Source organism: Bacillus sp. FJAT-45037, from assembly GCF_002797325.1.
Taxonomy (GTDB): Bacteria; Bacillota; Bacilli; order Bacillales; family Bacillaceae_D; genus Alkalihalophilus.
The window spans coordinates 503,950-530,776 of sequence record NZ_KZ454938.1 but is presented as its reverse complement, the minus strand read 5'-3'; the positions used below and the strand labels follow the sequence as shown (position 1 = coordinate 530,776).

Genomic DNA, 26,827 nt, shown 5'->3' with positions numbered 1-26,827 from the left:
AAAAAAACACTCCTACAATTAAAGTAGGAGTGCAAGTCCATTCGTCTATAACAGTTATTCATACCTTAACGCATCAACAGGTTGAAGGTTGGATGCTTTTAATGAAGGTAATATTCCAAATACAATTCCTACGATCATAGAAAAGACTAATGAGCCTATGATAGCCGGAATAGAGATCATAAATGGCATACCGATGACAACAGAGATAACTTTAGCAATGCCTATACCTCCAGCAATTCCTAGCACTCCGCCCATACTTGTTAACACGATGGCTTCCGTTAAGAACTGCATAAGGATGATATGTCGTTTGGCACCGAGAGCTTTTTTAATCCCGATTTCTCTCGTTCTCTCAGTAACAGAAACAAGCATGATATTCATTACGCCAATCCCCCCCACAAGTAAGGAAATACTCGCAATCCCTCCAAGCAACAGTGCAAATGTCATGTTGTACGCAGCAATTTCTTCAGCAATTGCTTGTAGGTCCATCACATTATACATTGCGCTTTCCATCTCGAATGGAGACAGGTCACTGTTTAGTAAGTCGGCTGCGACCATACCTGCTTCTTGAATATGTTCTGAAGAGCTTGCTTGAACAGCGATTTGCGTTGGTGCATCAAATCCCTCAATCAATGGCCATACACCAATCGGAAAATACATTTTCGGTTCAGACCAATCTCCGTAGAAGAAGCTACCTTCTTGCTTATCGGTAAATGTGCCAACGACTCGGAACGGAATCCCCTTTACTTCTATAAACTGGCCGATCGGACTTGTATCTGGGAATAATTCCGATTGTACATCTTCGTTGATCATCACTACTTGTGAGACACCTACTAGCTCTTCTTGCGAAAGAAGTCGACCTTCTATCATCGTCACAGGAAATAATTCAAAGTATGCAGAATCAACTCCGTACGATTGCGGATAGGAAAGGTTTGCTAAATGATAGGCCGGAGCATTCCACGATTCGTGGTACAACGAGATCCCTGAGATAATTTCAAAACTACGGATCTGTTCAATTGTGTCTGCTTTGACAGGGGGAGCTGATAGATAAGAGGAGGTGTTGTAGTACCCTTCCCCCATCATGCTCATATCTTCATAAACAACATTAATCGTATTGTTACCCATTCCAACTAAATTGCTTTTCAATGCTTCACTTTGACCTTCAATCATCGAGACAATGGCAATGATCGCAGCAATCCCGATGATGACCCCAAGCATTGTTAAAGTTGACCTTAGCTTATGGGCAAAAATTGATTGAAAGGAGATTCGAATGTTTTCAAGCACTTGGAACCTCACCCCTTTCATTCAACTGCAATTTCCCATCGCGAATATACACAATCCGATCAGCTTTTTCTGCTACTTCTCGATCATGTGTAATCATAATTACGGTAACACCTTCCTCATTTAATTCCTTAAACAAGGATAAGATTTGAGCACTGGACTTTGAATCAAGAGCTCCCGTTGGCTCATCAGCTAAAATGAATTTGGGCTGATTTACTAGTGCTCTTGCAATTGCCACTCGTTGCTTCTGACCACCTGAGAGTCTAGTTGGTAAGAAGGACACTCGATCTCCTAGACCTACTTTTTCAAGCGCTTCTAATGCTCTTTGGCGGCGTTCTTTCTTTTTTATTTTCCCGTAGATTAACGGTAGCTCGACATTTTGTAGAGCTGTCAGTCGCGGCAAGAGATGGAATGTCTGAAACACAAATCCAATTTGCTTATTTCGAATATCAGCGACAAGTCCTTCTTTTCTAGCTAGCATATCCATATCATCTAGCTGATACGTGCCTGATGTCGGTTTATCTAAGCAACCTAATATATTCATTAGCGTCGATTTCCCCGATCCTGAAGGGCCCATAATCGCTAGAAACTCCCCTGATTCAATCGTAATTGTAATGTTATTTAGAATAGGTATTTCTTCTTTTCCAAGCTTGTAAGCTTTATTGATGTTATTCAAATGAATCATGGTAGATCGTAACCTTCTTTCCCTCTGTTACAGATGGATCTGGATAAACGAGATAATCCTCTAAAGAAACGCCACTCACAATTTCAATCGAATAATCTTCTTCAAACTCTGCTCCTGTTTCAACGATTTGCTTTGTCGCTTCTTCATTTTCATCGACTCGCCAGACATACGACTCTCCGTTTTCCACGACCACAAAATCTTGCATGATGCGAACTACGTCTGAGGTATTGCCATCGGATTCAGTGATCGGTTCGATATTGACATGAAAACCAATCTCTAACCCCTCATGTTCTGATAATAAAATCGTAAAAGGATAATTCGACGATTGCGGATTGGACTCAGAATAATAATCCATCATCTGATCATTTTGGTCATCACCAATAGGTAGTTTCCCAATATCGATAACTTCACCCGTCCACTGTTCCTCCCCGCCTGTTTTTTTTGTAATCTTCATATTTTGACCAACTTCAATTGAATCTAGTAAAAATTCATTAATCTGACTTTTTATCAAATAAGACCCCGTTGAAACAATTTGAATAAATGCACCCGGTGACTGTTCTAGACTTGCCCCATCAATAACATCTTGGTTGATGGACTGGACAATTCCATTACTCTTACTAAGAACAACCGTTGATTCGGCTTCTTTATCAAGATTAGCTAGTTGCTTTTGTAGTTGACCAGCCTCAAGATTCGCCATCCGTAAGTCAAATTGAATTTGATCGATTTCTTCTTGAATTAATTCCTTCTCCTCTTTATCTACTGCCGTTTTCAAACTCTGATCTAATTTCTTCTTCTTTTTATCTATTTGGTTAATTTGCAGGTACGACATATCTAGCTGCAGCTTTAATTGTTCGAGTTCTAATGAAGAATCATCAAGGGGCTCATAGACAAAAAGCTCCATTCCTTCTTCTATCAGATCGCCTTCTTCTACAAATACTTCCTTAATCGTCCCTTTTTCAGGTTCATAGTAAACTTTTTCATGTTTTTCTGGTTCAATTTTTCCTGAAAAAGCAGAAGCGGCAAAGTCTTCATAGAAAGACATGTTTGATACTTGCTCGACCCATGGCTCTTCTAACATTGCACTGACCTGACGATCTCCTGAAAAATAAAAGCCTGCACCAATCCCTCCAGCTAGCAACACACCAAATGCACAAACCCCAACAATGATCTTACTCTTCTTTTTCATCATACAAGCCCCTATCTACTAAAATTTCAAATTACTAGAAATATTATCTAGTATATTCCAAATATAAGCAACAGATATTTTGTCTTCTCCTCACATCTATCTGCGATTCCTTGAGTGAAACACAAAAAGAACCAACAAGCGTATCTGCTCGTGTTGGTTCTTGTTAGGTTATTAATCTCCTTGAAGAAACAAAGCTCTTCCCCCTTACATTGATTGTTTAGAGCCCATAATTTTAGAAAGGGCTTGCGCTAATGAAGAGTAGGTTTTTAAGTGTTTAAAGTTTATACCTAACTGGATGGCAGTTTGTGCAATCTCTGGACGAATACCTGATAATCCAACATTTGTACCGATTAGTTCAAGTCCACTGACGACTTGGAAAATTTGATTAGCGACCATCGTGTCAATAATTGGGACACCGGATAAATCAATGACTAGGTGTTCGACTCCAAGAGTATTACACTCATTAAGCGCTTGATCAAAAATCACGCGAGCTCGGTAGGTATCAATGTCCCCAATCAATGGCAGGATTGCAATATGTTGATTAATTCGAATGATTGGTGAACTTAATTCTGTAATCATTTCTTGCTGAGACTTCAAGAGACGTTCAGATTCTTCCATATGCCTTTTGCTAAATTCTTGGATAATCGTTTTAAATGAAGATGTGATGACTCGGTTCCAAGCATAGACTTGAGTATGTGTAGCTTCATGATTGTTGTATGCAACGTACTGCTGAATCAATTGATAATATAACTCTTGGACATTCATAAATTCTCCAATAATCTGATCCAAGCGACTATCTAAATGTGATTGATCTTGCGCAATCTCATCTAACCAGCTATTAAACCTGGCCATTGCATCTGTTTCCTCATCATTAAAAAGTTCAGCAAAGTTCACGTGGAATTGATGATTTTGATCTTTTAACCGCTGAATTATCACTTCAACAGTAGAACTATACACCCCTTCTTGTGTTTTATCTAATTCGTCATACCACTGTTCTGTTAGATTCCAAGTGTTTTCTTTAAAAAATTTATAAAGGCTCATGACTCGAATCGGCTCCCTTTAGTACAATTACTTTTAGTTGTGCAACGTATTTCGTTTGTTTGTTTGTTTGTTTAGTGCAACATTATTTATCACTTATGTCTGATGGCGTATTTTACCAATCTATGAATTCTCTTCGTCACTTTTTTATTGTCTATATCGTCTATAACATTATACTTGCAATGTAAATACGGTTCAATTAAATTATACTAACCAATCTTACTCTTGACTGTATCAATCGCTTGAGCAACTTTAAACTAATATTATTTCAAGATGAAGAAGCGAACCCAAGTGACGTGGTTCGCTTCTTTTCTTATTCACCCTCTCAACAACCGCAACCCATTTAAGATGACTAGAATGGTACTCCCCTCATGACCAATCACACCTAGTGGTAACGAGACTTGTTGCATAAAATTTCCTACGATCAAGAAAATAATCACGATGATCGAAAAGATGATGTTTTGCTTGATGATACGATTCATCTTTTTTGAGAGAGAAATCGCTTTCGGGATCTTGGCTAGATTGTTTTTTATTAAGACCACATCCGCTGTTTCAATCGCCGCATCTGTCCCCGCCCCCATCGCTATGCCTACAGTAGATGTTGCGAGAGCTGGTGCGTCATTGATTCCATCTCCAACCATCGCTACTTGGCCGAATTCTTCCCGCAGCTTTTTCACTTCTCTCGCTTTTCCCTCCGGCAAGCAGTTAGCGACATAGCCATCGATGTTGATCGTCTTGGAAATCGACTGTGCGGTGTACTCATTATCTCCTGTAAGCATCCATATTTGAACGCCTAAACGCTTGAGCTCAGCCATCGCCTCGTGTGCGACCTTACGAATGGTGTCTTCTAAGAAAAACACCGCTAGGACCTCCGCTTCGTTGCCGACATATACAACCGTCTTCCCTTTCGCTAACATGTCTAGTTCTTTATCATACTCAAAAGCTTGCACAATCTCCTCAGGGAAAAATCCGCGTTTTCCGACCTTCCAATCTTGCTCCTTGACCTTTGCACTCATCCCCCACCCGCTATGAGTGTGTACCTTTTCAACATCTATTCTCTTTACGGACGCTTGTTCCTCACAATAGGAGGTGATCGCATTGGCCAATGGATGTTGGGAGTGCTTTTCAATCGCTGCTACTGTAGCTAAGAACGTAGCTATATCTTCCACTTGGCCGAACACAACGCTTGTTACAATTGGTGTCCCGCTTGTAATCGTTCCTGTCTTATCAAATCCGACCGCTTGAACGGTACCAAGTTGCTCAAGATGAACACCACCTTTGAACAAAATGCCCTGCCTTGCTCCATTTGAGATTGCTGCTAATGTCGCTGGCATCACTGAGGCAACTAAAGCACATGGTGAGGCGACAACGAGTAAAACCATTGCCCGATAAAACGACTCTTCAAAGCTCCATCCGAGTAAATACTGCGGAATAATCATCAGCATCGCGACGACGACTAACACCGTCTTTACATATGGCCCCTCAAATCGCTCAATCGTTTGTTGAGAGGGAGATTTTTCTTCTTTGGCTGATTGAACCATTTCAATAATTTTATTGAACAAGGTTTCTTCATTATTTTTGGTCACTTTCATTGTGATCGTACTCGTACTATTCACCGTTCCACTTAATACGTTCTGATTGATGCTCTTTTCAATTGGAATCGACTCCCCTGTAATCGCCGATTCATCCACTGTTGTCTCTCCGTGAATAATTACACCATCGGCTGGAATACGCTCGCCAGCTCTAACGCGCACATGATCTCCAATCATTACTTCTGAAAGTGGAATCACAGACTCTCTTCCTTCTCGAATGACCGTCGCTTCCTCTGGCTGTAACTCCATCAGCTTCGATATTTCTTGCTCGCTTTTGTTCATCGTATACGTCTCAAGCGCGCCACTTAATGCAAAAATAAAGATTAAGATCGCACCTTCCATCCAGTATCCAATCATCCCCGCACCTAATGCAGCCAAAATCATTAACACTTCAACCGACAATTTCTTCTCTTCTTTGAATTCTTCTAATCCTTCTTTTGCTTTGTAATAGCCACCAATAAAATAAGCTCCTATAAAAAGTACAACAGCGATTTCTTTGCTGCCATAAGCATCAAATCCCCATGCCACTGCCACGATCCCCCCACTAATGAGGGCTAAGATTAACTGTCGATGCGCTTTCCATATCTCGTACATATGTCACAACACTCCCACATGTCATCTATATTCACGATTCATTCACCCGGTTCAATTTACATAAGTGAAAAATACAATCAATATCAATGGCCTCTAAAAACAATGAAAGCTGCCACCAGAAGCGGCAGCAGCAGACAAGGTTGATTATTTTTTTATTTATGCACTCGTTCTTATGTTAAGATAATTATTAATGGAATTTAATTGTAAAACTCAGGAGGCTCTAGATGAAAACGAAAGATAAAACATCGTTACATCGAAAATTCTTATCTCAATTTATAGTGATCCCAGTTATCATTTTATATTTTTATGCTATAGGTACATTTATACTCCAAAGGGAAATGGCTTTTTCGCTCTATGATGTTGTATTTATTCTTCTTTTGTACTACATGGGTTCGAGTATACTTTTTTGGTTTGATATTAGGGACTATGAACGCTAGTCTGTGAATACATGCTTCAAAACCTACTCCATAATCAGATATGTTAAAATCATTGAGGGATAAACTATATTATTATCTTTTATGGTTGAAGGTAGTGAAATATGCATAAAACTTAAAGTATCTCATGGTTCAATACTTTATTTAGAATAACATTTAGAAAGTGGTGTAAAGATGGCGGCCTTACTTTTTCTTTCGATCCTTATGATCGTCCTTATCTTCATCAACGTCATGGTTGTTAAAGTAACTGGTGACAATAAGAAAAAACGAATTCTAGCTGGCGTCATTGTCTTCTTGCTTGCTCCGGTCGTGTTTGCCGTGACATTATTTACTGTGGGACAGTTTGATGAGGGTGGCTTTGCGACGGGACTGATCACTGTCATTTATACGACATCATTCGTAGTAAATGGAATGATTATTATTGTGATTGGTTTATTTAAATAATGGCAAAAACAGTTCTCATTTAATATGCGTTCATATTGAAGCATACAAATTATGTATGCTTCACATACGTACCTGCAATGAGGTCGTGTATCCCTCTTTTATCTGAACGGAACATAATCATGAAGATGCTGATGACAGCGGAGATACCAAACGTTACTAGTGAAATGATAAAGTTCCCTACCACTTCTCGCAACACCATATTCATCAAGTATTTAATTTTTTCTATAGTTCCACAGGCTAGTTTTGTGCTTTTTTCGCAAATAAAGCAAGTGATAATCTCTCATTCACATGTTCTTCTCCGACATACTTAAATCCACTTTGTTCATACAACTTAATCGCAGGTATGTTCTTTTTTCCTGTTGAAACGTTAATCTCTTGAATTCCTTCTCTATCCTCTTCTATGTGATGAAGTAATTGTTTCGAAATACCTTTTCTAAAGTGTTCAGGATGTACGACCAGACGGTGAATATTTAGAATATCATTCGTGATCTTGATTGAAATCACGCCACATAGTTTTTCTTTGATGTAATAACCATAATATGTCTCATCAGATTGCTGCAAATCACTCACCGTATCATTTAATGGAGGAATGTCCAGATATTCAATAATTCTTGCTTCTTCTTTGTATGCAGGTGTTTGAACGTGTAAGACTTCTCTCGCAACTTTTTGATCAGTGATTTTCAGTTGTTTTATCAATCTGATCCCCCATTCATGCCGAATTCGACTTTTTATGATAGTAAGACTAACTTGCTCATTCACTAAACAATATCCGATTCTTCCCCGTACGTTTCACGTTGTAGAGCGCTTCATCGGCTAGGCGGATTGCTTCGTTAATCTCGTCACATTCCATCGTCCAGACACAACCACCAATGCTGCACCCAACAGTAGCTTTTTCGTCGTTAATGAAAAATGGCTCATTGATTGCCTGAATCACACGTTCTCCAATTTGCGTGGCTTGTTCGATCGATCCATATTCGGGTTTCAAAATAATCACGAACTCATCGCCACCCATTCTTGCGACAAATTCACTTTGAGGGATCGTTTGCTTCAGCCGTGCGGCAATTTCCACAAGGAGCTCATCTCCAGCTGGGTGTCCTAATGTATCGTTCACTTTCTTAAACCCATCGAGATCCATATACAGCACTGTAATCGAATCAGAGTCTTTTATCGTCTTTTCCAAATAAAAATCCAAGGCAATTCGATTCGGAAGTCCGGTTAAATGATCTTGACGAGCGACTCCCTCCATCTTCGTTAACGCCGATTCAGATTGTGTGAGATTATCAATGAGTTTACTTAACGAAGATGATAACACTTCAATCTCTTTGATTCCCTTATGCCTAGGAATTTCCACCTTTTCCCCGAGCCTCAGTCTATCTGCAGCGACGGTTATCTTCTTTAATGGGTTCGTAATTTTCCCAGCGACAAACCACCCAATACCGGCTAAGATCAAGGCGAGGGTAATGCCGAGAATATAGATAAACTGTTGTAGCTCTTTAATCGGTGCGTACGCTACATCAATTGGCTGCCTCACAAGGATCGTCCAGTCGAGTCCTGGATAATCATTGTAGCCACTAGCTTGCACATAGCCTGTCAAATACTCCTCACCATCAGGCCAGCGTTCTAATACCCAATTGTTTTTACCCGCTCGTGCTCGTTCAATACTTGATAGATTTAAAGCTGTACCCAAATCTTCTTTCGGTCCGAGTAAAACCGTATCATCTATACTACTGATAATAAACAGCTCAATTTGGTTACGATTTTGTAAGGGTTTCATTATGACTTCTTCAATTTCTTCTGCCCACTCCCAGCTTAAATGAGCCGCTAACACACCCGTCCATTCATTTTCATCATTATAGATTGGTGTACTAATATCAACGAATTTCATCTCTTCTCCGGATGGATTCGGCAGCAAATCTGCGAGTAATACGGCCTCATGAACGTCTCCGATAAATATCTCCTCTTGGGCTTCGAGAAAAACGGGACGTGCCGAAATATCGGCTCCTTCAAGGATGCTGTTTGTTGAAGCGACCACATTTCCCTCGTGGTCGGTCAAGCCGATCCATGAAAATGCAGGGAATGTTTCTTTTAATCGATTAAGAATATTCCTCGTATCATCGATATTCTCAGGTTCTCTAACTTCTTGTAGCTCACTAAGAATCTTCACTTCTCCGTAGCGCGACCACATATAGTGATCTAGCTTATCCGCCATAATAAAAGAGATTTCTAATAGAGAACTACCAATCTCATTTCGTACTTCTTCACTTGACCGTTGACCAATCGCCAAGCTTAAAATAATTGTTATCGTAATAATAAGTGCTGCAAAAATAACAGATAAAAGTGTCTTCAAACTAGTTGAGATGTTGATCCACCCCTCTAAGAATATGTATAAACAAGATAATCTTAGCACAGACCTTATGTTTTTTATAGATCTCCACACACAAAAAAAGGCTGAAGCGATAAACACTTCAACCTTCCGTCATTAACGTTGTTCTAAACGTGCAATACGCTCATCTAAGTCAGGGTGAGAAGAAAATAATTTCATCACTCCGCCTTTTCCGTTAATCTTCATCGTTTGGATCGCTGAGTCATTTGTATGATCCTGTACTTTCGCACGATCTACATACGACTTCAATGAACGCAGGGCATGGGCCATTTTGTCTCGACCAGCTAGATCAGCGCCACCACGGTCAGCGTGGAATTCACGATGTCTAGAGTACGCACTGACGACCATGCTTCCAAGAATCGAGAAGAGAATTTGGAAAATAATAATCGCTGCAAATTGCACAATCCATTGCATTTCTTGACGAACAAAGCGTGAAACGATGATTGCCGCAATACGTGAGAAGAAGACAACAAAGGTATTCACAACACCTTGTAATAAAGTCATCGTAACCATATCGCCATTCGCTACGTGAGCGACCTCATGGGCAATAACACCTTCAACTGCGTCATCATCCATCGTATTTAATAAGCCTTGAGACACTGCAACTAGCGAGCGTTTCTTTGATGGACCTGTCGCAAAAGCATTCACTTCTGCTGATTGATAAATTCCAACTTCAGGCATATGTGTTAAGCCAGCAGCTCGCGTCAGACGATGAACCTTCTCAACGACCATACGCTCTTCTCTAGTTAATTGACCATTTGGATCAAGGACTTTCACTTTCATCATCATCTTCGCTACCCAACGAGACATCGCAAGAGACATGAATGAACCTATGAAACCAACAAGTAAACTAAAGACACCAAGGGCAAGGAAATCTATTCCTAGTCCCGGACCACCCGTCTGGAATGACCCATTAATATCTGTAAATGTTGTAATGAGCGACCATACAATGATAATCGTCGTCATCACAAGAATATTTGTGACAAGTAATAGCAACAAGCGTTTTCCCATTTCTCAACCTCCAAAATATTTGTATGTGTATAGTTTAACATGAGTGACCTCTTAAGGTATATTAGTATGAGTGATTCTACATGTAATTTATTTCAATTTACTGTTTGTGAAGGAGACCACAATATGGAACAAGAACAAAAAACAAGCCTGAAACCATTTTTCTCACTGATCTTATCTTCGAATATTCCTAAACGTGCTCTATCATTCGGATTAATCGGTAGCTTGATTACGACACTTGTCGGTTTGACGATTCCTCTTTTAACACGAGAGATGGTCGACGGGTTCTCCGTTGATTCATTAAGTGTCATGCTGATAGTACTCATTGGTGTCGTCTTTGTTGTCCAAGCGCTTATTGATGGCGTGTCGATGTATTTACTAGCCTATGTTGGCCAAAAAATCGTCGCAAACTTAAGAGAAAAAATGTGGCGTAAAATGACGAGACTTCCCGTTACTTATTATGATAAACAAACAAGCGGAAAATCAGTCAGTCGCGTCGTCAATGACACAGGCATCGTCAAAGACCTCATCTCGCAACATTTCCCTAACTTTATTACAGGGATTATTACGATTATCGGGGCTGTCATTATCTTGTTTATTATGGATTGGAAAATGACGTTACTGATGTTCATCTCTGTTCCACTCACTACACTCATCCTCATCCCACTCGGTAGACAAATGAGTAAGATCTCACGCGGCCTTCAAGATGAAACCGCTAGTTTTACAGGAAATATCCAACAAACATTAAGTGAAATTCGCTTAATGAAGGCATCTAACGCTGAGTTAGCGGAAGAAGCAAAAGGAAAGTCAGGCATTCATACTTTATTTACTTTCGGATTAAAAGAAGCACGAATATTTGCAATGGTCGGTCCGCTGATTTACCTCGTCATTATGGTCGTTGTTGTGATGATTATAGGATACGGTGGGATTCGTGTCGCTGAAGGTTCGATGACAACCGGATCACTTGTAGCGTTCTTACTTTATTTATTCCAGATTATCTTTCCAATTACTTCTTTCACGATGTTCTTCACGCAACTTCAAAAAGCAAAAGGCGCAACGGAACGAATCATTGACATTCTTGAGCTCCCATTAGAAGAAGGCCAAGATGGGATCGACCTAGACATTACAAATAAGCCGATCCATGTCCGTGATCTACATTTTGCCTATAACGTAGATGAACCGATCTTAAATGGGGTGACCTTTGATGTGACGCCTGGACAAATGGTCGCTTTCGCTGGACCAAGTGGTGGCGGGAAGACGACGATGTTTGCATTGCTTGAACGTTTCTATGAGCCAACATCAGGCGACATTCTCATTGGAGATACCCCAATCATGGATTTATCGATGAGCTCATGGAGACGTCAAATTGGTTACGTCTCACAAGACAGCCCGATGATGGCCGGGACTTTGCGGGAGAATTTATGCTATGGATTAGATAAGGCTGAAGAGATTTCCGATGAACGACTATGGGAAGTTGCGAAGATGGCTTACGCTGACCAATTCATTAAGGAGTTTCCAGAAGGATTAGAAACCGAAGTGGGCGAACGTGGTGTGAAACTGTCCGGTGGTCAAAGGCAACGAATTGCCATTGCCCGTGCGTTCTTACGAGATCCTAAAATTCTGATGATGGATGAAGCGACAGCAAGCTTAGATAGCCAGTCTGAAGGCATTGTCCAACAAGCTCTGACACGTTTAATGGAAGGGCGTACGACGTTCGTCATTGCTCACAGACTATCAACAATCGTCCACGCGGACAAAATCATCTTTATTGAAAAAGGCAAAATTACTGGAGTCGGAACGCATCAAGAACTCGTTCGCTCTCACGACTTGTACTGTGAATTCGCCGAACAGCAGCTGACGTAAAGTTATGGTAGTTAGAAAGAGGCTGGGACGAAAAAAGTGTAAACTGAGAATCCGAACAATGTTCAAACTTAACGGAGTTTATTTCAGGAGCGGCTTATAACCACAGCCTATTGTTAGTTCGGATTCTTGCTAGTTAAAACAATTTCGTTCTAGCCCCTTCTATATGGAATCAAAAATACACTTCACCTAATCTTTAATAATTAACCCCAACATACTAGCAAATCCAATTGCTTGCTCAGGGGAGACCGTGCATCCGCTTAGATCTTCTACTGATACGGTGATTCTCTCGAATGAAGACGTACTTAAGTCGATCCCTTTTAATGACGTGTTGGCAACGTTCATATTATTGATCTGACAAAAATCAATTGCCGTTTTTTGAAGCTTACACTCATAAAGATCTGCATTCAACAATGAGCATGTATCAAATTTCACTTGTTTTAAATCAGCATAACCGAATGAACTGAAATTCACTTGACATTCTTTAAAAATGACATTTCTTAATGTGGCTTCTGAGAGATTCACGCCTAGCATCTTAGATTGTCTAAACTCGACTCGATGAAGCACCCCACTCATCAAATCAGCATTAGACAGGTCACAATGGTCAAAGATGACATCGGTTAACTCGATTCCTTTAAACGACACATCATGGAACACTACTTTCCTAAATAAGACATTCGAAATCTCAATTTTGTCAATCATATCACGATCAATTGTACAGTCACTGATGATACCATGACTTAAGTACGGCTCATTCTCCTCATAAAGATCGTGAAAATGTTTATCCGTTAAGGTAGCCGAGAGTCTCGGTTTATCAATCTTAATTTTAGTTGACATCAATTCATCACCCCTGCTTGATTATGTACGGTCACTTCTTATTATCTCCTAATGACCTTCTAACTCTACCACGCTAGTTATCATTCTGGGCATATTATTCTCCTTGAACAATTGATTGTCCCTCTATAGACTGTGGTAGAATTATTGTAAACAAAATGCTCTAGTAGGTGGGAATGCCCGTTGAATATGCTTGAGAAGTTTTATACGTTTATCGTCTTATTAGCTGTCATTATTGGCATTGCGCTAGGGCAGATCGATGCGATCCATGCGAATGCAGAAAGATTGATTGTGCCGTTATTAATCGCCATGTTATATATAACCTTTTTACAAATCCCTCTAGAAGAAATCAAAACTTCTTTTAAAAACATGAAGTTTACATTAGCTTCTGTCTCTATGAATTTTGTGTGGACACCTATCTTAGCCTGGGGATTGGCGTTACTCTTTTTAGGAGATCATCCTGCTTTATACATAGGTTTTATTATGCTAATGGTCACACCTTGTACAGATTGGTACTTAATTTTCACCGGGATCGCTAGAGGTAATGTGGCACTATCAGCATCTATTTTACCTTTAAACTTGCTCTTACAAGTCCTGTTACTGCCACTTTATCTCCTTATATTCGGGGGAACGACAGGAGTGGTTGAGCTTTCATTTTTGGCTGAGAGCATTCTACTTGTTTTATTGTTGCCTTTAGCTTTAGCCGTCATAACTAAAGCACTCTTAAAGAAGATGACACAAATACAGGAACAGATCCTTTCATCCCTGAGCATATTACCAATTATATTCTTAAGCCTTGCGATCGTCGCGATGTTTGCTTCGCAAGGGCAATTATTGCTCGATAACTTAGATTTACTATGGCTGCTAATGATTCCTCTCTTTTTATTTTTCGTCATCAACTTAATTATTTCTCAAAAAGTTGGACATGTTTTGAAGTTCCCGTATGAGATGAGGACTAGTCTCAGTTTGACGACTTTAGCGCGAAATTCACCGATTGCATTGGCCATTGCGATGACCGCATTCCCTGAACAACCGTTGATCGCCTTGACCTTAGTGGTCGGCCCCTTACTTGAATTGCCGATACTCGCGATCATCTCACAAGTCTTACTCGCACTAAAAAAAGGCGAGTAATAATCATAGAAACACCCCCATCGATTGATCAGAATCGGTGGGGGTGTTTCTATGTTATTCTATACTAGTATGCACAGGTATGGCTCACATCTCCAAAGACTATCGCACATTATCCTTAGTACGTCGTATCACATATACAACACCAAATAATAATCCAACAACTAATAAAGCAACATAAATATAATAATTAGTTGAGCTTCCAGTCGTTAAGTCAATCGAAGTTTGTTCAGTTGGTCTTTCGCTTTCTCCTAATTCCTCAAGATCCTCAGTAGCGCTCGACAAAAGCGCAGTTCTTGAACACAAGCTCACTTTAAGATCTCCACCCATTTCATTCGCATAAACTAAATAATTATTATTTAAAGTAAATTCGAAACCACAACTAGCTGAACTTCTTTCTGTATAAATGACCACCTCTGTTTGATTTACTCCCTTCCATGATTCTTCTACTTCAAATAGAACAGCAATCGCATCAGCAGAAGATTGCATTGAGTTATTTTTATTTTTATCTACAATCTCGATAACTTCCCCAGAAAAAACGGCTGAACTACGCTCCAACTCTTCTTGAACGGGACCTGACTCAACACAAGAGCATGCATGGCTTGTATGGGGTGAATAATGCAATGCGAAGCTAATAGATATCATAAACAAAATGACATAGGTTACATGAAGCGATTTCCCCATTCTTTTTTTCAATTTCAATCCTCCCTTTTATGTTGAAGAATATATTCATTTTCAGTGTCGTAATAAGTGTTTTAAAGATAAATAACTTCAACAAAAAAAGCGCTAATCCTTTATTGGTTCCACTCGTTCACTTTGAAAAGATAATAATTGATTAAACAAAAGAGTAAAAAAGCCTAAATCATTAAACGATTAGGCTTCTGTTCTATAGGTTATTTCTTATGTTTCTTACTTCAATCACTGAGCAACTTTATTTTATTTACTAGTTTGTATCGTTCTTCTTTACACACTGACTAAATATTATCCATCCAATATGTAATGTCAGCTGAATCGGTATTTTTAAAGCGGTTCGGTTGATCGGTAATATTCACCAAGAAATAACTTCCTTTTTCGTTGAAACAAGCAGCTAAGTACTTGTCTAAAATACTGATGTCATCATCGGTCTTTATTAATTGAACGGTAGGATGTACTTGTTTAATGTCATATAACTTTGAAAGTCTCTCGTTTATGCAATTCAGTTCCTTATCCTGTACATCTGAATGATAAGAAAATAAGTAAATTCTCGCAGCCACCTAGCTCATCTCCTTTTACAATCCTGTTCTTATACAGTTCCCATTAGATCGAAATGGTAAACGAGACGCTTGACCTTGTTGATTTAACTCTAATAATCCTATTCATTTAACAGAAAACTTCTTCCCATACTAAACATAGTTTCCCCGCTGACTTCGTTAAAGTATCCGACCAACTTCACTTCAAGTTGGTTAAAGTCTAGCGTGTCTTCTCCAGCGAGTCCCTCATAAGGTGCAAATACGGTCAGAAGAACTTCTTCGCCTGGTTGTATGCTCAATTCGTTTGGCGTTACTTCGATCTTATACGGACTTTCTTTTCTTCCATCTTCGAGCTTAATTGAATAGCCTACGTACATATTATAATACTCTATGACATGATCACTGTCGTTCGTTAGTTGAATTTGATAGTGTATGCCATCCTCTTCTTCCTCGGCGTTGATAAGCTCCATCTCAACTTTTTCCATATCCTCAAGTGAGATCGTAGCTACTTCGTTACATCCAACTAATAGTAGCCCTAGCACGAGCCAAATAATGATCGATTTTTTCATCTTGATTTCCTCCTTGCTATGTATGTAATTAAACTAGTAAGAAAGCAATTGAAATTGTAATCCGACCTTACTACTAATGGTTCCGAAAATACCTCAGAATGGTCGTGACAATCAGCGCGACTGCCCCAAATAACATCAAGAAACTAACTAATCCCATCTCAGCACCCTTCCTTATCCTTTTCATCCTACTTGACGTTTTGTCACAATCCAGTCAGACAACCTCCAGATCGCGATAAATATGACTGATACCGCTATGATATCAACAAGCGTAACGTTCGTTGATTGTTGGTTGATCACCATGAAATACAATAGTTGCGCAACGAATACAAATAGAAATAATCGAATGTATTTCAACTTTTCTCACCTCGCATAACCTCTTTCGAGCGAATCTATTTTCTAATCAAATTATTTAGGCACTCGTCTAATGTCGGATATTTAAATGTGAATCCTTCATTCTCTAGCCTCTCTGGTATAACCCAACGACTTTTTAATACTAATTCGGTTTCTGTGCGTAGGAAGATCGAACCAACCTCTAGCATCCATTTTGGTGCAGGTAACCCGATTGGTACCTTCATCGCTGCTCTCACTTTACTCATCAACACTTTGTTACTGACAACATCTGGTGCTGAGCAGTTGAAGACGCCTGTGAGCTCGTCTCTTTCTTTTAAGAAGAGAACAATTTGATATAAGTCTTCAATATGTATCCAGCTAAACATTTGCTCGCCAGACCCTTGCACTCCGCCTAGTCCGAATTTCACTAAATTTTTATAAGGTGTCATCACGCCTCCGTCTGGACCTAATACGATCGCAATACGTAGGGCGACTTGTCTTGTTTCAGGTACGTCGCATGCAAAAAAGGTATCTTCCCAACTCGTCGCGACATCAACTGAGAACCCTGACCCGATCTCCCCTGCTTCTTCAGTCATCGGTCGATCTTCTGCGTGGCGATAGATGGTTGCTGTACTTGAATTGATCCACAGTTTAGGAGGGGTCGTACATGCTTGAATTGCCTTCCCTAGTTGGATCGTAGTCTTCGTTCTAGACTCCATAATCGCTTGTTTATTAGCGTCATTGTATCGACAGTTCACTGATTTACCTGCTAAATTGATAAGAAGGTCCGCCCCGTCTAACGCTTCGGTCATCGATGGGGTATCCTCCCAAGAAATATGCTCAGGTTGCCTAGAAATTACTTTCACATCAAACCCTTGTTTGTTGAACTTCTCAGAAAAATAGGTCCCTATAAATCCCGTTCCTCCTGCTAAGACGATTCGTTTGCTCATACGTCCAACTCCTTTTTTGAATCACTCTAAGACTATAATATTACACCTTCTTATTACTTTAACATTATTTCCCTAGCCTTTGTGTAAATAAGAGCGTTTCTTCGATTAGGAAAAAACGCAAGAGGATAATAAAAAAATTCCAATTAATTATTAGAATCAAAAAAGAACCATTTCTCCTTGAAATAGTTCTTTACGGGATCACTAGAGGAATCAGATCTTCGTCTTCCTCATCTATTAGATCTTCAAGTAGTTGATCGGTTTCACCTAATGCTTCAATCGCCGCTCCAAACGACTCAAACCACGCACCGATAATACCGAGTTTCGCTCCTTTTATTTGAACCGCTCTAATAGGAGACAATTCTTGTGAAATACCAATTGCCGCTAGAAAATTTCCTGTCAATTGGAGGTAGACGCCAAAAAGCGCTTGCCTTTCTGCTCTAAAATCTTCTGGATCATTGCCTTCTAGCTCAATAAAATACGCTTCCGTCGAGCCTTGTGCTTCTAAGGCGGTACCCAAAAACTGAATCCACACACCTGCAAAAATTTTACTTTCGGCTGCCTTTAAAGCTGGATTATAATCTTCTTCAGCTTCATCTAACCGTTGCATGAGCTCTTGTTTACTTTCCTCACTAATCTCACCGTTTTCATTAAGGACATTTTTTCTAAATTTCCTGGTATGTTTACGTTTCATAGACACCACCGCCAACACGTAGAATCCTTTTTATCGTATTCCAAAGTGAGTCACTGGGTGCATGTCTAATTAGGTTGTAGCTCCTACGTCCTGATTTGCTGTTTCTGATACTCCATTTTCAATTCATCTAATGCCAATTCATATAATTGACGACCATCAGAGGATTTATAGGCCCCTAACTGGAGAAGATGTTGAATGAGTTGTTCTTTTTGATCTGTTACAAACTTCTTAATTCGCTTGCTCACTTTTTTCACCTTCCTTCTTTTTTTCGATTTTATTGGATGATATATTAAGATTCGCAAATGACGACTTTATCGAGTCGCTCTATACAATACCACCAACCATTCCAGTGTAAACATTGATTGTACAGATTGTATAAGTAGCATTTATTCTGAATGTTTCAAAGCATTTCATTTTTAATTACATTTTTCTACCAACCAAAATAAGTTGTTTATGAACAGATTAGAACAAATCTGTTCATAAACAACTTCTGCATTTGTTCCTATTATTCCTACTACAAGAGAACTAATATTTATTCTTCCCTTTTCCAAATAATTTTATACTTCTTCTGATAGTTCTCGTCGCCTACAAATTCAATTAGGTCAATCACTGTTTCATTTTGCAAAACATACAAAAAGTCGACCCAAAAGTGACGCGGCCGACTTCTAGCAGTTATCCTTCAAGGTCTCGTTTCTTATAACCGATAAATCCTATGATTATCAAGACAATCGCTACGACTGTGAGCAATGATAAAGCTACAACATCCAACTCCTCAACTGGATACTCTGGTATATGACCAAATGGTGAGAGCTGGGCCATCCAACTTGGAAACTGCATGAGACCCCCTAGATAAACGACGACAAATGAGTAGCCTAAAATGAGCCATGTGAGTCCTGTGAGCTTTGGCAGTAGACCTATCGTTGCTACAGCGATCCCGATCATTAGCCAAATGGCAGGCAAATACACCATAGAAGCCTTGAGCAACATATCAAAAGCGATCGCATCTTCCATCACAGCACTGGCTGCGACAAATAAGCCAAGTACAGAGAGTAGCAACATGATAAGACCGAATCCTACTGAAAGAACGAGGTAGCTCCCTAGTACTTTTGTTCTCGATACCGCACGGGCAAAGAGATGCTCTGTTCGTTCTCTCCGCTCTTCTCCTTTTAGTTTCAGCATAAAAAGAAGCGCTGGCACGGTGCAGATCATCGACATCACGGCCATTAACATAGTTAAAAACTGTTCGGTTAACGACAACCCCTCAACTGGCGGCAGCATTTCACTTAACATTTCATTGTTTGTGAAGAAAGATTCTAAGTCACCAAATACTGATCCGTAAGAGACACCAATGACGAACACTCCAACACCCCAAGCGATGATCGATGTACGTTGAAGTCGAAAAGCTAGACCCATTGGAGATAGCAATAACTTCGATGCGTATCTTCTACCGGGCTTTGATGCAATGAATCCAGACTCCATATCTCGTATGCTTTGCAAATAAAATGCAAGAGCGCTGACAACGAGCGCGGCACCGATCGTCAGTAAGATAGGCCACCAGTAATTATTGACATATACTTGTGTACCAAGGATCCAACCGAGTGGCGATATCCACGAAAGAGCTTCATTACTGACATCTCCTACCGCACGAATCAAATAAGCGATGCCGAGAAAGGCCAGTGAATAGCCAATGGCCCCTCTAGAGTTCTCTGACAGCTGAGCAAATAAGGCGGTGACTGCTGCGAAAAACATCCCTGTTGCCCCTAGTGCAGATCCGTATAAAAGCGAACTCTGTAGATCCATACTCTCTATTTGTAAACTAGCTAATCCGAAGCCTATGAATAGAGCAAGTAGGATGTTCACTGAAAAAAGTGTGACCAACGTGGAGCTTAGATTGGAGAGTTTACCTACAGGGAGGGAACGAAGAAGTTCTATTCTTCCTTCTTCTTCATCAGCCCGTGTATGACGTACGACAAGAAGAATACTCATAATCGCCACGGCGATCGCTGTAAATAGTAGCATCTGATGGGCCATCATCGCGCCCTCTGTATAGTTGTCTAGACCGTAGCCTTGACCGATCATCGCAATCATCGCCGGGTTACGCATCGTCTCAGCGATTGCTTGGCGTTCGAGTTCATTTTGATAAAGGTTAATAAATGAAGCTGCGGTAGCGATCGTTAAACTGAAGAGAGAGACGATCCATATCGACAGACGGATTCGATCTCGTCGAAGAATGAAGCGGATCATGCTCCCTGTTTGACTGAATAGCGGCTTCCACATTACGAGTCACCCCCGCGCCCGTCAGAAGGCGTTTCTGCCCGCTCGTAATGACGCATAAATAAGTCCTCTAATGTCGGTGGTGTACTTTCGATTCTCATCAAGCCAAATTCACTGACAAATGTCATCACCTCATCTAGCTTCTCTGCATCTACTTGAAACGCCACGCCTCGATCATCTTCTCTAACATCGTACACACCTGAAAGCTCACGCAATCCGATCATTGGTCGCTTCGATTCGATGAGCATACTCGTACGCGTTAAATGTCGCAGTTCTTGAAGCGTTCCTGTTTCAATGACCTGCCCTTCTTTAATAATCCCAACACGGTCACATAAGCGTTCCACTTCAGAAAGAATGTGACTAGATAACAACACACTGCCGCCTTTATTTTTTGCTTCGACGATACATTCTTGGAACACCTTTTCCATGAGGGGATCAAGTCCCGATGTTGGTTCATCTAATATATAGAGATCCGCATCCGTTGCAAAAGCAGAGACTAAAGCTACTTTTTGACGGTTTCCCTTTGAATACGTACGACACTTTTTCGTTGGATCTAAGTTAAATCGCTCAATATAGTCATCTCGACGCTGTTTATTTTGGACACCACGAAGCTTCATAAATAAATCAATGACTTCTCCACCCGTTAAGTTTGGCCATAGATTCACGTCCCCAGGAACATACGCAAGGCGCTTATGAATATCCACAGCATCCTTCCACACGTCTTTTCCAAAGATCATCGCATGACCTTCTGTTGCCTTTAACATGCCTAATAAAACACGAATTGTTGTGGATTTCCCAGCCCCGTTTGGTCCAATAAATCCATATACTTCCCCTTGGTTTACTTCTAGGTTCACTCCATTTAACGCTGTAAAATGACCGAATTTTTTTGTTACATTCCTTACTTGCAAGACCGTCATCTAAAAAACCTCCCCGAGTTTTGCTGATCTATGATACTTATTTTTGAAATATTTTTATCTATATAGTTCATAATATACAAAAAGTAAATTTCCTACAAGATCTTTTGAACTTATTTATTTGTTTTATTTCATAATTTTAATTACACTAAGTAGGAGGTGAACGACATGGACGGTTTTCAACGACGGAAAGAACAGAAGAAAAAAAACATCTTAGCTGCTGCCTTAGACTTATTTATGGAATATGGCGTTCAAAAAGTATCGATTGCTGAAATCGCCAATAAAGCTAACGTATCTCAAGTGACAATTTACAATTACTTCGAAAGCAAACATAAATTAATTCATGATGTCTTTATCCATTATGTAGACGGAGTTTCCACAGACTTTGAGCAAACGGTCTTATCAGAAAGGCCTTTTCCTGAGAAGGTTAAAGCTCTCATCTTTAATAAAACACAAATGGCTGCTCAAATTCATGAAGAGTTTTATCAATATATAATGAAAGAGTACTCAATAGAAGGAAATTATATAGAGAAGATATATGTAGAAAAAACGCTCCCTTATTTCACCACCCTTTTTCAACAAGGGAAAGAACAAGGATATGTCGACCCGAACCTTTCAGACCAAGCGATTATTTTCTATATCCAAATGCTAAAGGACACGTTTCAACGCGAAGACGCCTACAAAACAATGCTCCCGCTCACAGAAGATATTACAAATATTTTCTTCTACGGGATTATTGGAAAAAGAAGCGAAGAATCCATAAAAAAAGACTAGGGGGGGATATTATGAAAGAGTTAACTACCATTGATCAAGTTGATACTTTTACGAAAGACCATGAATTTAGTTTCATCTACATCTCTAGAACCAATTGCGGCGTCTGCCATGCTTTATTGCCACAGGTCAAGGACATGCTCTCACGCTACCCTCTCATTCAACAAGGGTATGTCAATGCTGACAAGCTAGAAGAAATCGCTGGTAAATTATCGATCTTTACTGTGCCTGTTATGATATTTTTTATCGATGGCCACGAATATTTAAGAGAAGCAAGATTTGTGCATGTAGAAGAACTCGAGAGAAAAATAAATAAACTTTACTCCATTCACAGCGAAGACTAACTACTAACACCATCTCCAAGCAGCCGAAACAAATTGATTCGTCTAATGAATAATTTTATGTTTAACTCCTAGACAACATGGGAACCTGTTACATAACGATAAAACTTAGGAGTGAACAACTTGTTAAATACTAGCGAACAACAAAGATATACAGAAGTAATGGAAAAAGGATTGCAACAGTCTCACGGAGTCGGCCACGAGGAATACCTCAATAATTTAGATAAAAAGTTAGCAGTGGAACGAGCGCGTGAAAAGGATTATCAAAAAAACCAAGCTCTTTTAAAAGAATTAAACAGTAGCATTCATCGCTAATCACATACAGCCGCCACTAGTTTTAGCTAGGAAGCGGCTGTTTTTTATTTTTGCTCAAAGTCACTACCTGTTCTCCCGTCTTCTTAGATGTCGTATTTAATTAACCACTGTTTAAGCATACCTTTCATCTTCTCTCGGTATTTGACTGATTCGATGATCTCCGCATCCATCCCGTATTGCATGAGCCACTGCGTAAAAATCAGGGGGAAATAAATGCGTCATTTGATTATTTAAAAAATTACAACTATACTAGAGCCGACTCCATTGTACAGTGATTGGAAGAAATTCAGGTGAACTATCCTCAAAACACAAAAGCGACCTTTTATCCAATTTTTCTTAGGATAAAAGGTCGCTATTTTAATGATTCTTCTAACATAAACTTGTTAATTCCTTTCTAATACTACTACGATGTATTTATTTCTTTTTCAATTCCCGTGTACCTTATGGTTCAATACACTTCGCTTTCGCTACGTCATTGGAATCAGTCCCTTCAGAAGTGTCCAAGATGGTGTAGCTTCTGCTTTCACATAGCCTATCCCCTTTCTAGACTGTAGTTTGTTTAGGTCTTGCTTGTCTTGCTTGTCTTGCTTGTCTTGCTTGTCTTGCTTGTCTTGCTTGTCTTGCTTGTTCTTACTATAACTAATTATTTAATTTTTGTAAATATTCAGATAAGTTATTTTTGCTAGTTTTCTCTTCTTTTTCTCCCTATTTCTCTTTATTTCGACATCTTTCTAAGTATTTCAATTTATTTAACCTATAGATAACCCGATGTTCACACTCTCGCCTCGTGTGCCATACAATAATCGAGAAAATAAGGTGGTGACGAGGTGAATACGAAGGTAAATTTAATGTTATATATGATCGCTTCACTTTCTATTTTGTTCGTATTGACGATTTCCATTCTTAGTCAACACATCGGTCCTTCAAAAGATGCAATCATCATTGAGAGAGATGCTACGATTAACAATAACGTTGGAAATTCTATTGAAAACCATTTGAATAGAAGTAAGATTAAGGAAATTGATAATTAAGTTTTAAATGATATCTTTGTTAGTGTAGATGTAACCGTCACGAATGCAACCTCTAATCAGATGGATAAAAATGGAACGACTTCTTCTAACGGTGATAGTAGAGAAAGAGAACCTGACGGAAATGTATTAGACGTACTGTGGTGAAAATTGAAGGAGAAACTAGCTATGATACGTGAGCTAGTTTCTTTTTTTTACATATTCAACTATTGTTTTTTTGTCTCTTCTGACAAAGTTTTTAAGGATTTGATTTTGCCATGAGGATGCTGAGTCTCCTTACGTTGGTGCCATTGTCGTGTTTCTTGTGATTTTGATTGTGACATCGCTCTCACCTTGCTTCCTTGAATTTTTGTTTCATTTTTATCTTCCCAAGAGCAAGGGTGAACTATTCAGATTAAATCGAAGAAGTCTTAGTTGGATCTTGATGTTCAACTGACAGGTGATTTTTCTTGATAGTTCAACAACGGTTGACTTGAAATACATCTTGTTCTAATTGATATTCTAACTGTGCTTTGTCTAGATGTTGTCCGATAAACACGAGGACAGGCTCAACCGTTACTTCACCTTTCACGCGTTCATACATCGGGTATCCATAAGCATAATTCAGTAAATACATAGCAGGGCTTTCTGTCAAACGAATAAATCCTTTAACTCGCAACAATGTTTCCTTGTTTTTCTCTAAAAAATCTTCAAGCAGCATTCGCTCAATAGGTTGAGTAATTGAAATGACACATGTCTTTAAGTGCAAACTCTTAACATCAGCTCGAAACTCTTCTCCTTGATCGCGCTTCTTTTGTTCGAGAAATAAAGGTTGATCTAGGATAGATAAGTCCATATCTGAGTATGTTGTAGCCAATTGGAGTGCTTGAGGATTCTCCTCTTTAATTGTTTCTTGCACTTTTAATAATTCTTTTTCAGTGATTTGGTCGATTTTATTCACGAGAATAACATCTGCAAACTTAACTTGGTGTGTAATTAATTTTTTTAGCATGTTATTCAACTTATTTTCTAACCATTGCTTCGCATTAATAACCGTAATAACAGCTTTTATCTGAGTTAATTCAACTAAGAGGGGGTGAGTGCAAGCTTCGAGAACATCTAATGGATGGGCTACTCCTGTAGCCTCGATATAGATGATATCAAGCTCTTTTTCTTCCGTTAACTCCTTCAATTGGACACTTAGCTCTCCTTGTATCGTACAACAGATGCACCCATCTAACATTTCTTTTAATGGCACATCTTCAGGAATGATGGCTGAATCAATACTCACTTTTCCGAGTTCATTCATTAGCACCGCTATTTTACGCTCTTTTTCTATTTCGTTCTTAATCATCCTAGTTAATAATGTACTCTTACCACTTCCTAAAAATCCGCTTAAAATGACCACTTCTACTTGCTTTTTCATACACCACATGCACCTCGATCATTGATATTACGCTTTGATTCCTTTGTAGTCCTCTACATTTGCTAAGACTCTATCTAATGCTTGCCATGCCATCAACGCACAGTTATGCCTCGCTCTTAACTTATGAACACCTTCTAAGGAAAGAGTATCTTCTAAGTCAATCTTTTCATCGGTCTGCTTTCCTGTTCGGATGAGCTGTTCAAATTCACTTCGGAGTAAAGAGATGTCATCTAAAGACTTCCCTTTAATTAACTCGGTCATCATTGAAGAGGCAGCCATGCTTATGCTACACCCTTCTCCCTCAAAAGAAATATTTCTTAAATAATCTTGTTCAATATCAACGTATAAAGTAATGACATCACCACATGTAGGATTCTTATAATGGACCTTTTTCACAGAATCTCCAACAAGTACTCCAGTATTACGGCGATATTTTGCATGATCCATGACTACTTTTCTATATAAATCATGTAACATAAGGACCACACCTTTCGAGTTTTATATTCGTCATGATTACAATTTAATCTTTTTACGAAAAATTCTACATTACTCATATAGACCCTCAATTAATATCTCTAATGCAGTTGCTACTCGAACCCCTTCTGCCGCTGCAGAAAGTGGCATAGTGATAAAATTTTCATCTTGAATCGCTTTTACTCCTGTTAAAGCAGGGTGGGTAAGTAACTGTTCGCGCTTTTGTTCGATTGTTGTTTCCCCATAGTCTACAATGATAATGACTTCAGGATTACGTTCTACCACTTCCTCCCAGCTTACTTCTGCCCAATTCTTATCCAAATCAGCAAAAATATTTGATGCTCCTGCGATTGTAATGATCTGATTTAAGAAGTTTTGCCCGACTGTGAGTGGAGCTGTATCACCACTGTCATAGACAAATACATTTGTTTCTAGCTCATTTGCTGGAATACGATCTTTTAATTGATGAATATCTTCATCGATTGTATCGATTAATTTTTTTCCACGATCTTCAACATCAAAAATTGATGCTATATTACGGATATCTTCATAAATATCTTCTAATTTTGGACCGACTTTTGTCGAGGATTGATGTAAGTATGCATCAATTCCAAAACTATTAAGTTGTTCAACTGTACCAATTGCTTCTTCATTGAAGGCACTTCCCCAACCAGCATAGGCAAAGTCTGGCTCAACATCTAAAAAGACCTCTTGTGATGGATAGCGTTCGGCAATCACTGGTATAGATTCATACGCTTCTTTAAACTCAGACAATACTTCATCATCTAAATAAGCAGTTCCAACCATATGTTCTTCTAATCCAAGAGCTAACATCACCTCTGTTACATGTTGATTTAAGCTAACGGCACGTTGTGGTACCTCTAAGATCGTTAACATACGGTCTCCGTTCTGAATTTCTACTACATTGTCAGTTGAGTCATCATTTTTATCTACCATCGTTTGATTAGCTTCTTGAGCATTTGAGCACCCAACAATGAATGCTACTATTATCATTGCTAATATTAGTTTTTTCATCGTACTTATCCTTCTTTCGTATTTTATAATAACCTTG

General features: G+C 39.3%; 30 protein-coding genes. 7 read left to right on the top strand and 23 right to left on the bottom strand.

Features of this window, described 5'->3' with window-relative positions; translation table 11 throughout:
* Nucleotides 1-54: 54 nt before the first annotated feature.
* The 5 genes from CDZ88_RS02590 to CDZ88_RS02570 all read right to left on the bottom strand — a co-directional run bounded on the left by CDZ88_RS02590 (nt 55) and on the right by CDZ88_RS02570 (nt 6,373).
* Entirely contained in the window at nt 55-1,281 is a 1,227-nt protein-coding gene (locus tag CDZ88_RS02590; RefSeq protein ID WP_100372056.1) for an ABC transporter permease, read from the bottom strand.
* Entirely contained in the window at nt 1,274-1,963 is a 690-nt protein-coding gene (locus tag CDZ88_RS02585) for an ABC transporter ATP-binding protein (RefSeq protein ID WP_100372055.1), read from the bottom strand. Before CDZ88_RS02585 ends, CDZ88_RS02590 begins: the two co-directional genes overlap by 8 nt.
* Nucleotides 1,947-3,149, bottom strand: a complete 1,203-nt coding sequence (locus CDZ88_RS02580; protein WP_100372054.1) for an efflux RND transporter periplasmic adaptor subunit — start codon at nt 3,147-3,149, stop codon at nt 1,947-1,949. Before CDZ88_RS02580 ends, CDZ88_RS02585 begins: the two co-directional genes overlap by 17 nt.
* 204 nt (nt 3,150-3,353) lie before the next feature.
* On the bottom strand, nt 3,354-4,190 hold the full coding sequence (locus tag CDZ88_RS02575; RefSeq protein ID WP_100372053.1) for an STAS domain-containing protein: 837 nt from the start codon (nt 4,188-4,190) through the stop codon (nt 3,354-3,356).
* A 314-nt stretch (nt 4,191-4,504) separates the two neighbouring features.
* Nucleotides 4,505-6,373 (bottom strand): heavy metal translocating P-type ATPase, encoded by a 1,869-nt coding sequence (locus tag CDZ88_RS02570; protein ID WP_100372052.1) that lies wholly within the window; start codon nt 6,371-6,373, stop codon nt 4,505-4,507.
* A 608-nt stretch (nt 6,374-6,981) separates the two neighbouring features.
* On the opposite strand from CDZ88_RS02570, the gene CDZ88_RS02560 reads away from it, so the two are divergent.
* Nucleotides 6,982-7,251, top strand: a complete 270-nt coding sequence (locus tag CDZ88_RS02560) for a hypothetical protein (protein WP_100372050.1) — start codon at nt 6,982-6,984, stop codon at nt 7,249-7,251.
* Nucleotides 7,252-7,300: 49 nt separating this feature from the next.
* Here CDZ88_RS02560 and CDZ88_RS02555 read toward each other — a convergent pair whose 3' ends face one another.
* From CDZ88_RS02555 to htpX, 4 genes are all read right to left on the bottom strand, one after another.
* The gene (locus CDZ88_RS02555; RefSeq protein ID WP_269799271.1) at nt 7,301-7,450 is read right to left on the bottom strand and encodes an RDD family protein; all 150 of its coding nucleotides are present in this window, start codon (nt 7,448-7,450) and stop codon (nt 7,301-7,303) included.
* 38 nt (nt 7,451-7,488) lie between these two features.
* Nucleotides 7,489-7,947, bottom strand: a complete 459-nt coding sequence (locus CDZ88_RS02550) for a GNAT family N-acetyltransferase (protein ID WP_100372049.1) — start codon at nt 7,945-7,947, stop codon at nt 7,489-7,491.
* 55 nt (nt 7,948-8,002) lie between these two features.
* Nucleotides 8,003-9,658, bottom strand: coding sequence for a sensor domain-containing diguanylate cyclase (locus CDZ88_RS17795; RefSeq protein WP_269799246.1), 1,656 nt, complete (start codon nt 9,656-9,658; stop codon nt 8,003-8,005).
* Between the two features lie 72 nt (nt 9,659-9,730).
* On the bottom strand, nt 9,731-10,645 hold the full coding sequence (gene htpX / locus CDZ88_RS02540) for a protease HtpX (RefSeq protein ID WP_100372048.1): 915 nt from the start codon (nt 10,643-10,645) through the stop codon (nt 9,731-9,733).
* 123 nt (nt 10,646-10,768) lie between these two features.
* Here htpX and CDZ88_RS02535 point away from each other — a divergent pair, with 123 nt between their 5' ends.
* Nucleotides 10,769-12,505: an ABC transporter ATP-binding protein gene (locus CDZ88_RS02535; protein ID WP_100372047.1), complete on the top strand. Its 1,737-nt coding sequence runs from the start codon at nt 10,769-10,771 to the stop codon at nt 12,503-12,505.
* A gap of 186 nt (nt 12,506-12,691) precedes the next feature.
* Here the strand turns inward: CDZ88_RS02535 and CDZ88_RS02530 are convergent, their stop codons facing one another.
* Entirely contained in the window at nt 12,692-13,339 is a 648-nt protein-coding gene (locus tag CDZ88_RS02530) for a pentapeptide repeat-containing protein (RefSeq protein WP_100372046.1), read from the bottom strand.
* Nucleotides 13,340-13,519: 180 nt separating this feature from the next.
* Between CDZ88_RS02530 and CDZ88_RS02525 the strand changes: the two genes are divergently transcribed.
* Nucleotides 13,520-14,467, top strand: coding sequence for an arsenic resistance protein (locus tag CDZ88_RS02525; protein WP_100372045.1), 948 nt, complete (start codon nt 13,520-13,522; stop codon nt 14,465-14,467).
* Nucleotides 14,468-14,566: 99 nt separating this feature from the next.
* On the opposite strand, the gene CDZ88_RS02520 is transcribed toward CDZ88_RS02525, so the two are convergent.
* The 9 genes from CDZ88_RS02520 to CDZ88_RS02485 all read right to left on the bottom strand — a co-directional run bounded on the left by CDZ88_RS02520 (nt 14,567) and on the right by CDZ88_RS02485 (nt 21,424).
* Nucleotides 14,567-15,160 carry a hypothetical protein gene (locus CDZ88_RS02520; RefSeq protein WP_232718529.1) on the bottom strand — a complete coding sequence of 198 codons (594 nt, stop codon included), beginning with the start codon at nt 15,158-15,160 and terminating at the stop codon, nt 14,567-14,569.
* Between the two features lie 278 nt (nt 15,161-15,438).
* Nucleotides 15,439-15,717, bottom strand: a complete 279-nt coding sequence (locus CDZ88_RS02515) for a hypothetical protein (protein WP_232718528.1) — start codon at nt 15,715-15,717, stop codon at nt 15,439-15,441.
* Nucleotides 15,718-15,815: 98 nt separating this feature from the next.
* Entirely contained in the window at nt 15,816-16,262 is a 447-nt protein-coding gene (locus CDZ88_RS02510) for a hypothetical protein (RefSeq protein WP_100372044.1), read from the bottom strand.
* Nucleotides 16,263-16,442: 180 nt separating this feature from the next.
* Entirely contained in the window at nt 16,443-16,616 is a 174-nt protein-coding gene (locus tag CDZ88_RS17250) for a hypothetical protein (protein WP_157796439.1), read from the bottom strand.
* 35 nt (nt 16,617-16,651) lie between these two features.
* A complete protein-coding gene (locus CDZ88_RS02505) occupies nt 16,652-17,542 on the bottom strand; it encodes a TIGR01777 family oxidoreductase (RefSeq protein WP_100372043.1) in 891 nt (296 codons plus the stop codon).
* A gap of 190 nt (nt 17,543-17,732) precedes the next feature.
* Nucleotides 17,733-18,233 (bottom strand): hypothetical protein, encoded by a 501-nt coding sequence (locus CDZ88_RS02500; protein ID WP_100372042.1) that lies wholly within the window; start codon nt 18,231-18,233, stop codon nt 17,733-17,735.
* Nucleotides 18,234-18,316: 83 nt separating this feature from the next.
* Entirely contained in the window at nt 18,317-18,478 is a 162-nt protein-coding gene (locus CDZ88_RS02495; protein ID WP_232718526.1) for a Fur-regulated basic protein FbpA, read from the bottom strand.
* A 427-nt stretch (nt 18,479-18,905) separates the two neighbouring features.
* Nucleotides 18,906-20,510: an ABC transporter permease gene (locus CDZ88_RS02490; RefSeq protein WP_100372041.1), complete on the bottom strand. Its 1,605-nt coding sequence runs from the start codon at nt 20,508-20,510 to the stop codon at nt 18,906-18,908.
* On the bottom strand, nt 20,510-21,424 hold the full coding sequence (locus CDZ88_RS02485; protein WP_100372040.1) for an ABC transporter ATP-binding protein: 915 nt from the start codon (nt 21,422-21,424) through the stop codon (nt 20,510-20,512). Before CDZ88_RS02485 ends, CDZ88_RS02490 begins: the two co-directional genes overlap by 1 nt.
* 165 nt (nt 21,425-21,589) lie before the next feature.
* Between CDZ88_RS02485 and CDZ88_RS02480 the strand changes: the two genes are divergently transcribed.
* From CDZ88_RS02480 to CDZ88_RS02465, 4 genes are all read left to right on the top strand, one after another.
* Nucleotides 21,590-22,195 carry a TetR/AcrR family transcriptional regulator gene (locus CDZ88_RS02480; protein WP_100372039.1) on the top strand — a complete coding sequence of 202 codons (606 nt, stop codon included), beginning with the start codon at nt 21,590-21,592 and terminating at the stop codon, nt 22,193-22,195.
* Between the two features lie 11 nt (nt 22,196-22,206).
* Nucleotides 22,207-22,536, top strand: a complete 330-nt coding sequence (locus tag CDZ88_RS02475) for a thioredoxin family protein (RefSeq protein ID WP_100372038.1) — start codon at nt 22,207-22,209, stop codon at nt 22,534-22,536.
* A gap of 120 nt (nt 22,537-22,656) precedes the next feature.
* Nucleotides 22,657-22,848: a hypothetical protein gene (locus CDZ88_RS02470; RefSeq protein ID WP_100372037.1), complete on the top strand. Its 192-nt coding sequence runs from the start codon at nt 22,657-22,659 to the stop codon at nt 22,846-22,848.
* Nucleotides 22,849-23,675: 827 nt separating this feature from the next.
* Nucleotides 23,676-23,879 carry a hypothetical protein gene (locus CDZ88_RS02465; protein ID WP_100372036.1) on the top strand — a complete coding sequence of 68 codons (204 nt, stop codon included), beginning with the start codon at nt 23,676-23,678 and terminating at the stop codon, nt 23,877-23,879.
* Nucleotides 23,880-24,082: 203 nt separating this feature from the next.
* Here CDZ88_RS02465 and CDZ88_RS17690 read toward each other — a convergent pair whose 3' ends face one another.
* The 4 genes from CDZ88_RS17690 to CDZ88_RS02450 all read right to left on the bottom strand — a co-directional run bounded on the left by CDZ88_RS17690 (nt 24,083) and on the right by CDZ88_RS02450 (nt 26,790).
* Complete coding sequence (locus CDZ88_RS17690) at nt 24,083-24,199, bottom strand: DUF6254 family protein (protein WP_232718524.1); 117 nt, start codon at nt 24,197-24,199, stop codon at nt 24,083-24,085.
* A 134-nt stretch (nt 24,200-24,333) separates the two neighbouring features.
* Nucleotides 24,334-25,281, bottom strand: a complete 948-nt coding sequence (locus tag CDZ88_RS02460) for a CobW family GTP-binding protein (RefSeq protein WP_198507808.1) — start codon at nt 25,279-25,281, stop codon at nt 24,334-24,336.
* 27 nt (nt 25,282-25,308) lie between these two features.
* Nucleotides 25,309-25,758 (bottom strand): Fe-S cluster assembly sulfur transfer protein SufU, encoded by a 450-nt coding sequence (gene sufU / locus CDZ88_RS02455; protein ID WP_100372034.1) that lies wholly within the window; start codon nt 25,756-25,758, stop codon nt 25,309-25,311.
* A 69-nt stretch (nt 25,759-25,827) separates the two neighbouring features.
* The gene (locus CDZ88_RS02450; RefSeq protein ID WP_100372033.1) at nt 25,828-26,790 is read right to left on the bottom strand and encodes an ABC transporter substrate-binding protein; all 963 of its coding nucleotides are present in this window, start codon (nt 26,788-26,790) and stop codon (nt 25,828-25,830) included.
* Nucleotides 26,791-26,827 lie beyond the last annotated feature (37 nt).

Coding starts and splice junctions, on each gene's coding strand:
- CDZ88_RS02585 (WP_100372055.1), bottom strand. CDS start 1,963: ATGATTCATTTGAATAACATCAATAAAGCTTACAAGCTTGGAAAAGAA.
- CDZ88_RS02580 (WP_100372054.1), bottom strand. CDS start 3,149: ATGAAAAAGAAGAGTAAGATCATTGTTGGGGTTTGTGCATTTGGTGTG.
- CDZ88_RS02575 (WP_100372053.1), bottom strand. CDS start 4,190: ATGAGCCTTTATAAATTTTTTAAAGAAAACACTTGGAATCTAACAGAA.
- CDZ88_RS02570 (WP_100372052.1), bottom strand. CDS start 6,373: ATGTACGAGATATGGAAAGCGCATCGACAGTTAATCTTAGCCCTCATT.
- CDZ88_RS02560 (WP_100372050.1), top strand. CDS start 6,982: ATGGCGGCCTTACTTTTTCTTTCGATCCTTATGATCGTCCTTATCTTC.
- CDZ88_RS02555 (WP_269799271.1), bottom strand. CDS start 7,450: ATGGTGTTGCGAGAAGTGGTAGGGAACTTTATCATTTCACTAGTAACG.
- htpX (WP_100372048.1), bottom strand. CDS start 10,645: ATGGGAAAACGCTTGTTGCTATTACTTGTCACAAATATTCTTGTGATG.
- CDZ88_RS02535 (WP_100372047.1), top strand. CDS start 10,769: ATGGAACAAGAACAAAAAACAAGCCTGAAACCATTTTTCTCACTGATC.
- CDZ88_RS02530 (WP_100372046.1), bottom strand. CDS start 13,339: ATGTCAACTAAAATTAAGATTGATAAACCGAGACTCTCGGCTACCTTA.
- CDZ88_RS02510 (WP_100372044.1), bottom strand. CDS start 16,262: ATGAAAAAATCGATCATTATTTGGCTCGTGCTAGGGCTACTATTAGTT.
- CDZ88_RS02505 (WP_100372043.1), bottom strand. CDS start 17,542: ATGAGCAAACGAATCGTCTTAGCAGGAGGAACGGGATTTATAGGGACC.
- CDZ88_RS02500 (WP_100372042.1), bottom strand. CDS start 18,233: ATGAAACGTAAACATACCAGGAAATTTAGAAAAAATGTCCTTAATGAA.
- CDZ88_RS02490 (WP_100372041.1), bottom strand. CDS start 20,510: ATGTGGAAGCCGCTATTCAGTCAAACAGGGAGCATGATCCGCTTCATT.
- CDZ88_RS02485 (WP_100372040.1), bottom strand. CDS start 21,424: ATGACGGTCTTGCAAGTAAGGAATGTAACAAAAAAATTCGGTCATTTT.
- CDZ88_RS02480 (WP_100372039.1), top strand. CDS start 21,590: ATGGACGGTTTTCAACGACGGAAAGAACAGAAGAAAAAAAACATCTTA.
- CDZ88_RS02475 (WP_100372038.1), top strand. CDS start 22,207: ATGAAAGAGTTAACTACCATTGATCAAGTTGATACTTTTACGAAAGAC.
- CDZ88_RS17690 (WP_232718524.1), bottom strand. CDS start 24,199: ATGTCACAATCAAAATCACAAGAAACACGACAATGGCACCAACGTAAG.
- CDZ88_RS02460 (WP_198507808.1), bottom strand. CDS start 25,281: ATGAAAAAGCAAGTAGAAGTGGTCATTTTAAGCGGATTTTTAGGAAGT.
- sufU (WP_100372034.1), bottom strand. CDS start 25,758: ATGTTACATGATTTATATAGAAAAGTAGTCATGGATCATGCAAAATAT.
- CDZ88_RS02450 (WP_100372033.1), bottom strand. CDS start 26,790: ATGAAAAAACTAATATTAGCAATGATAATAGTAGCATTCATTGTTGGG.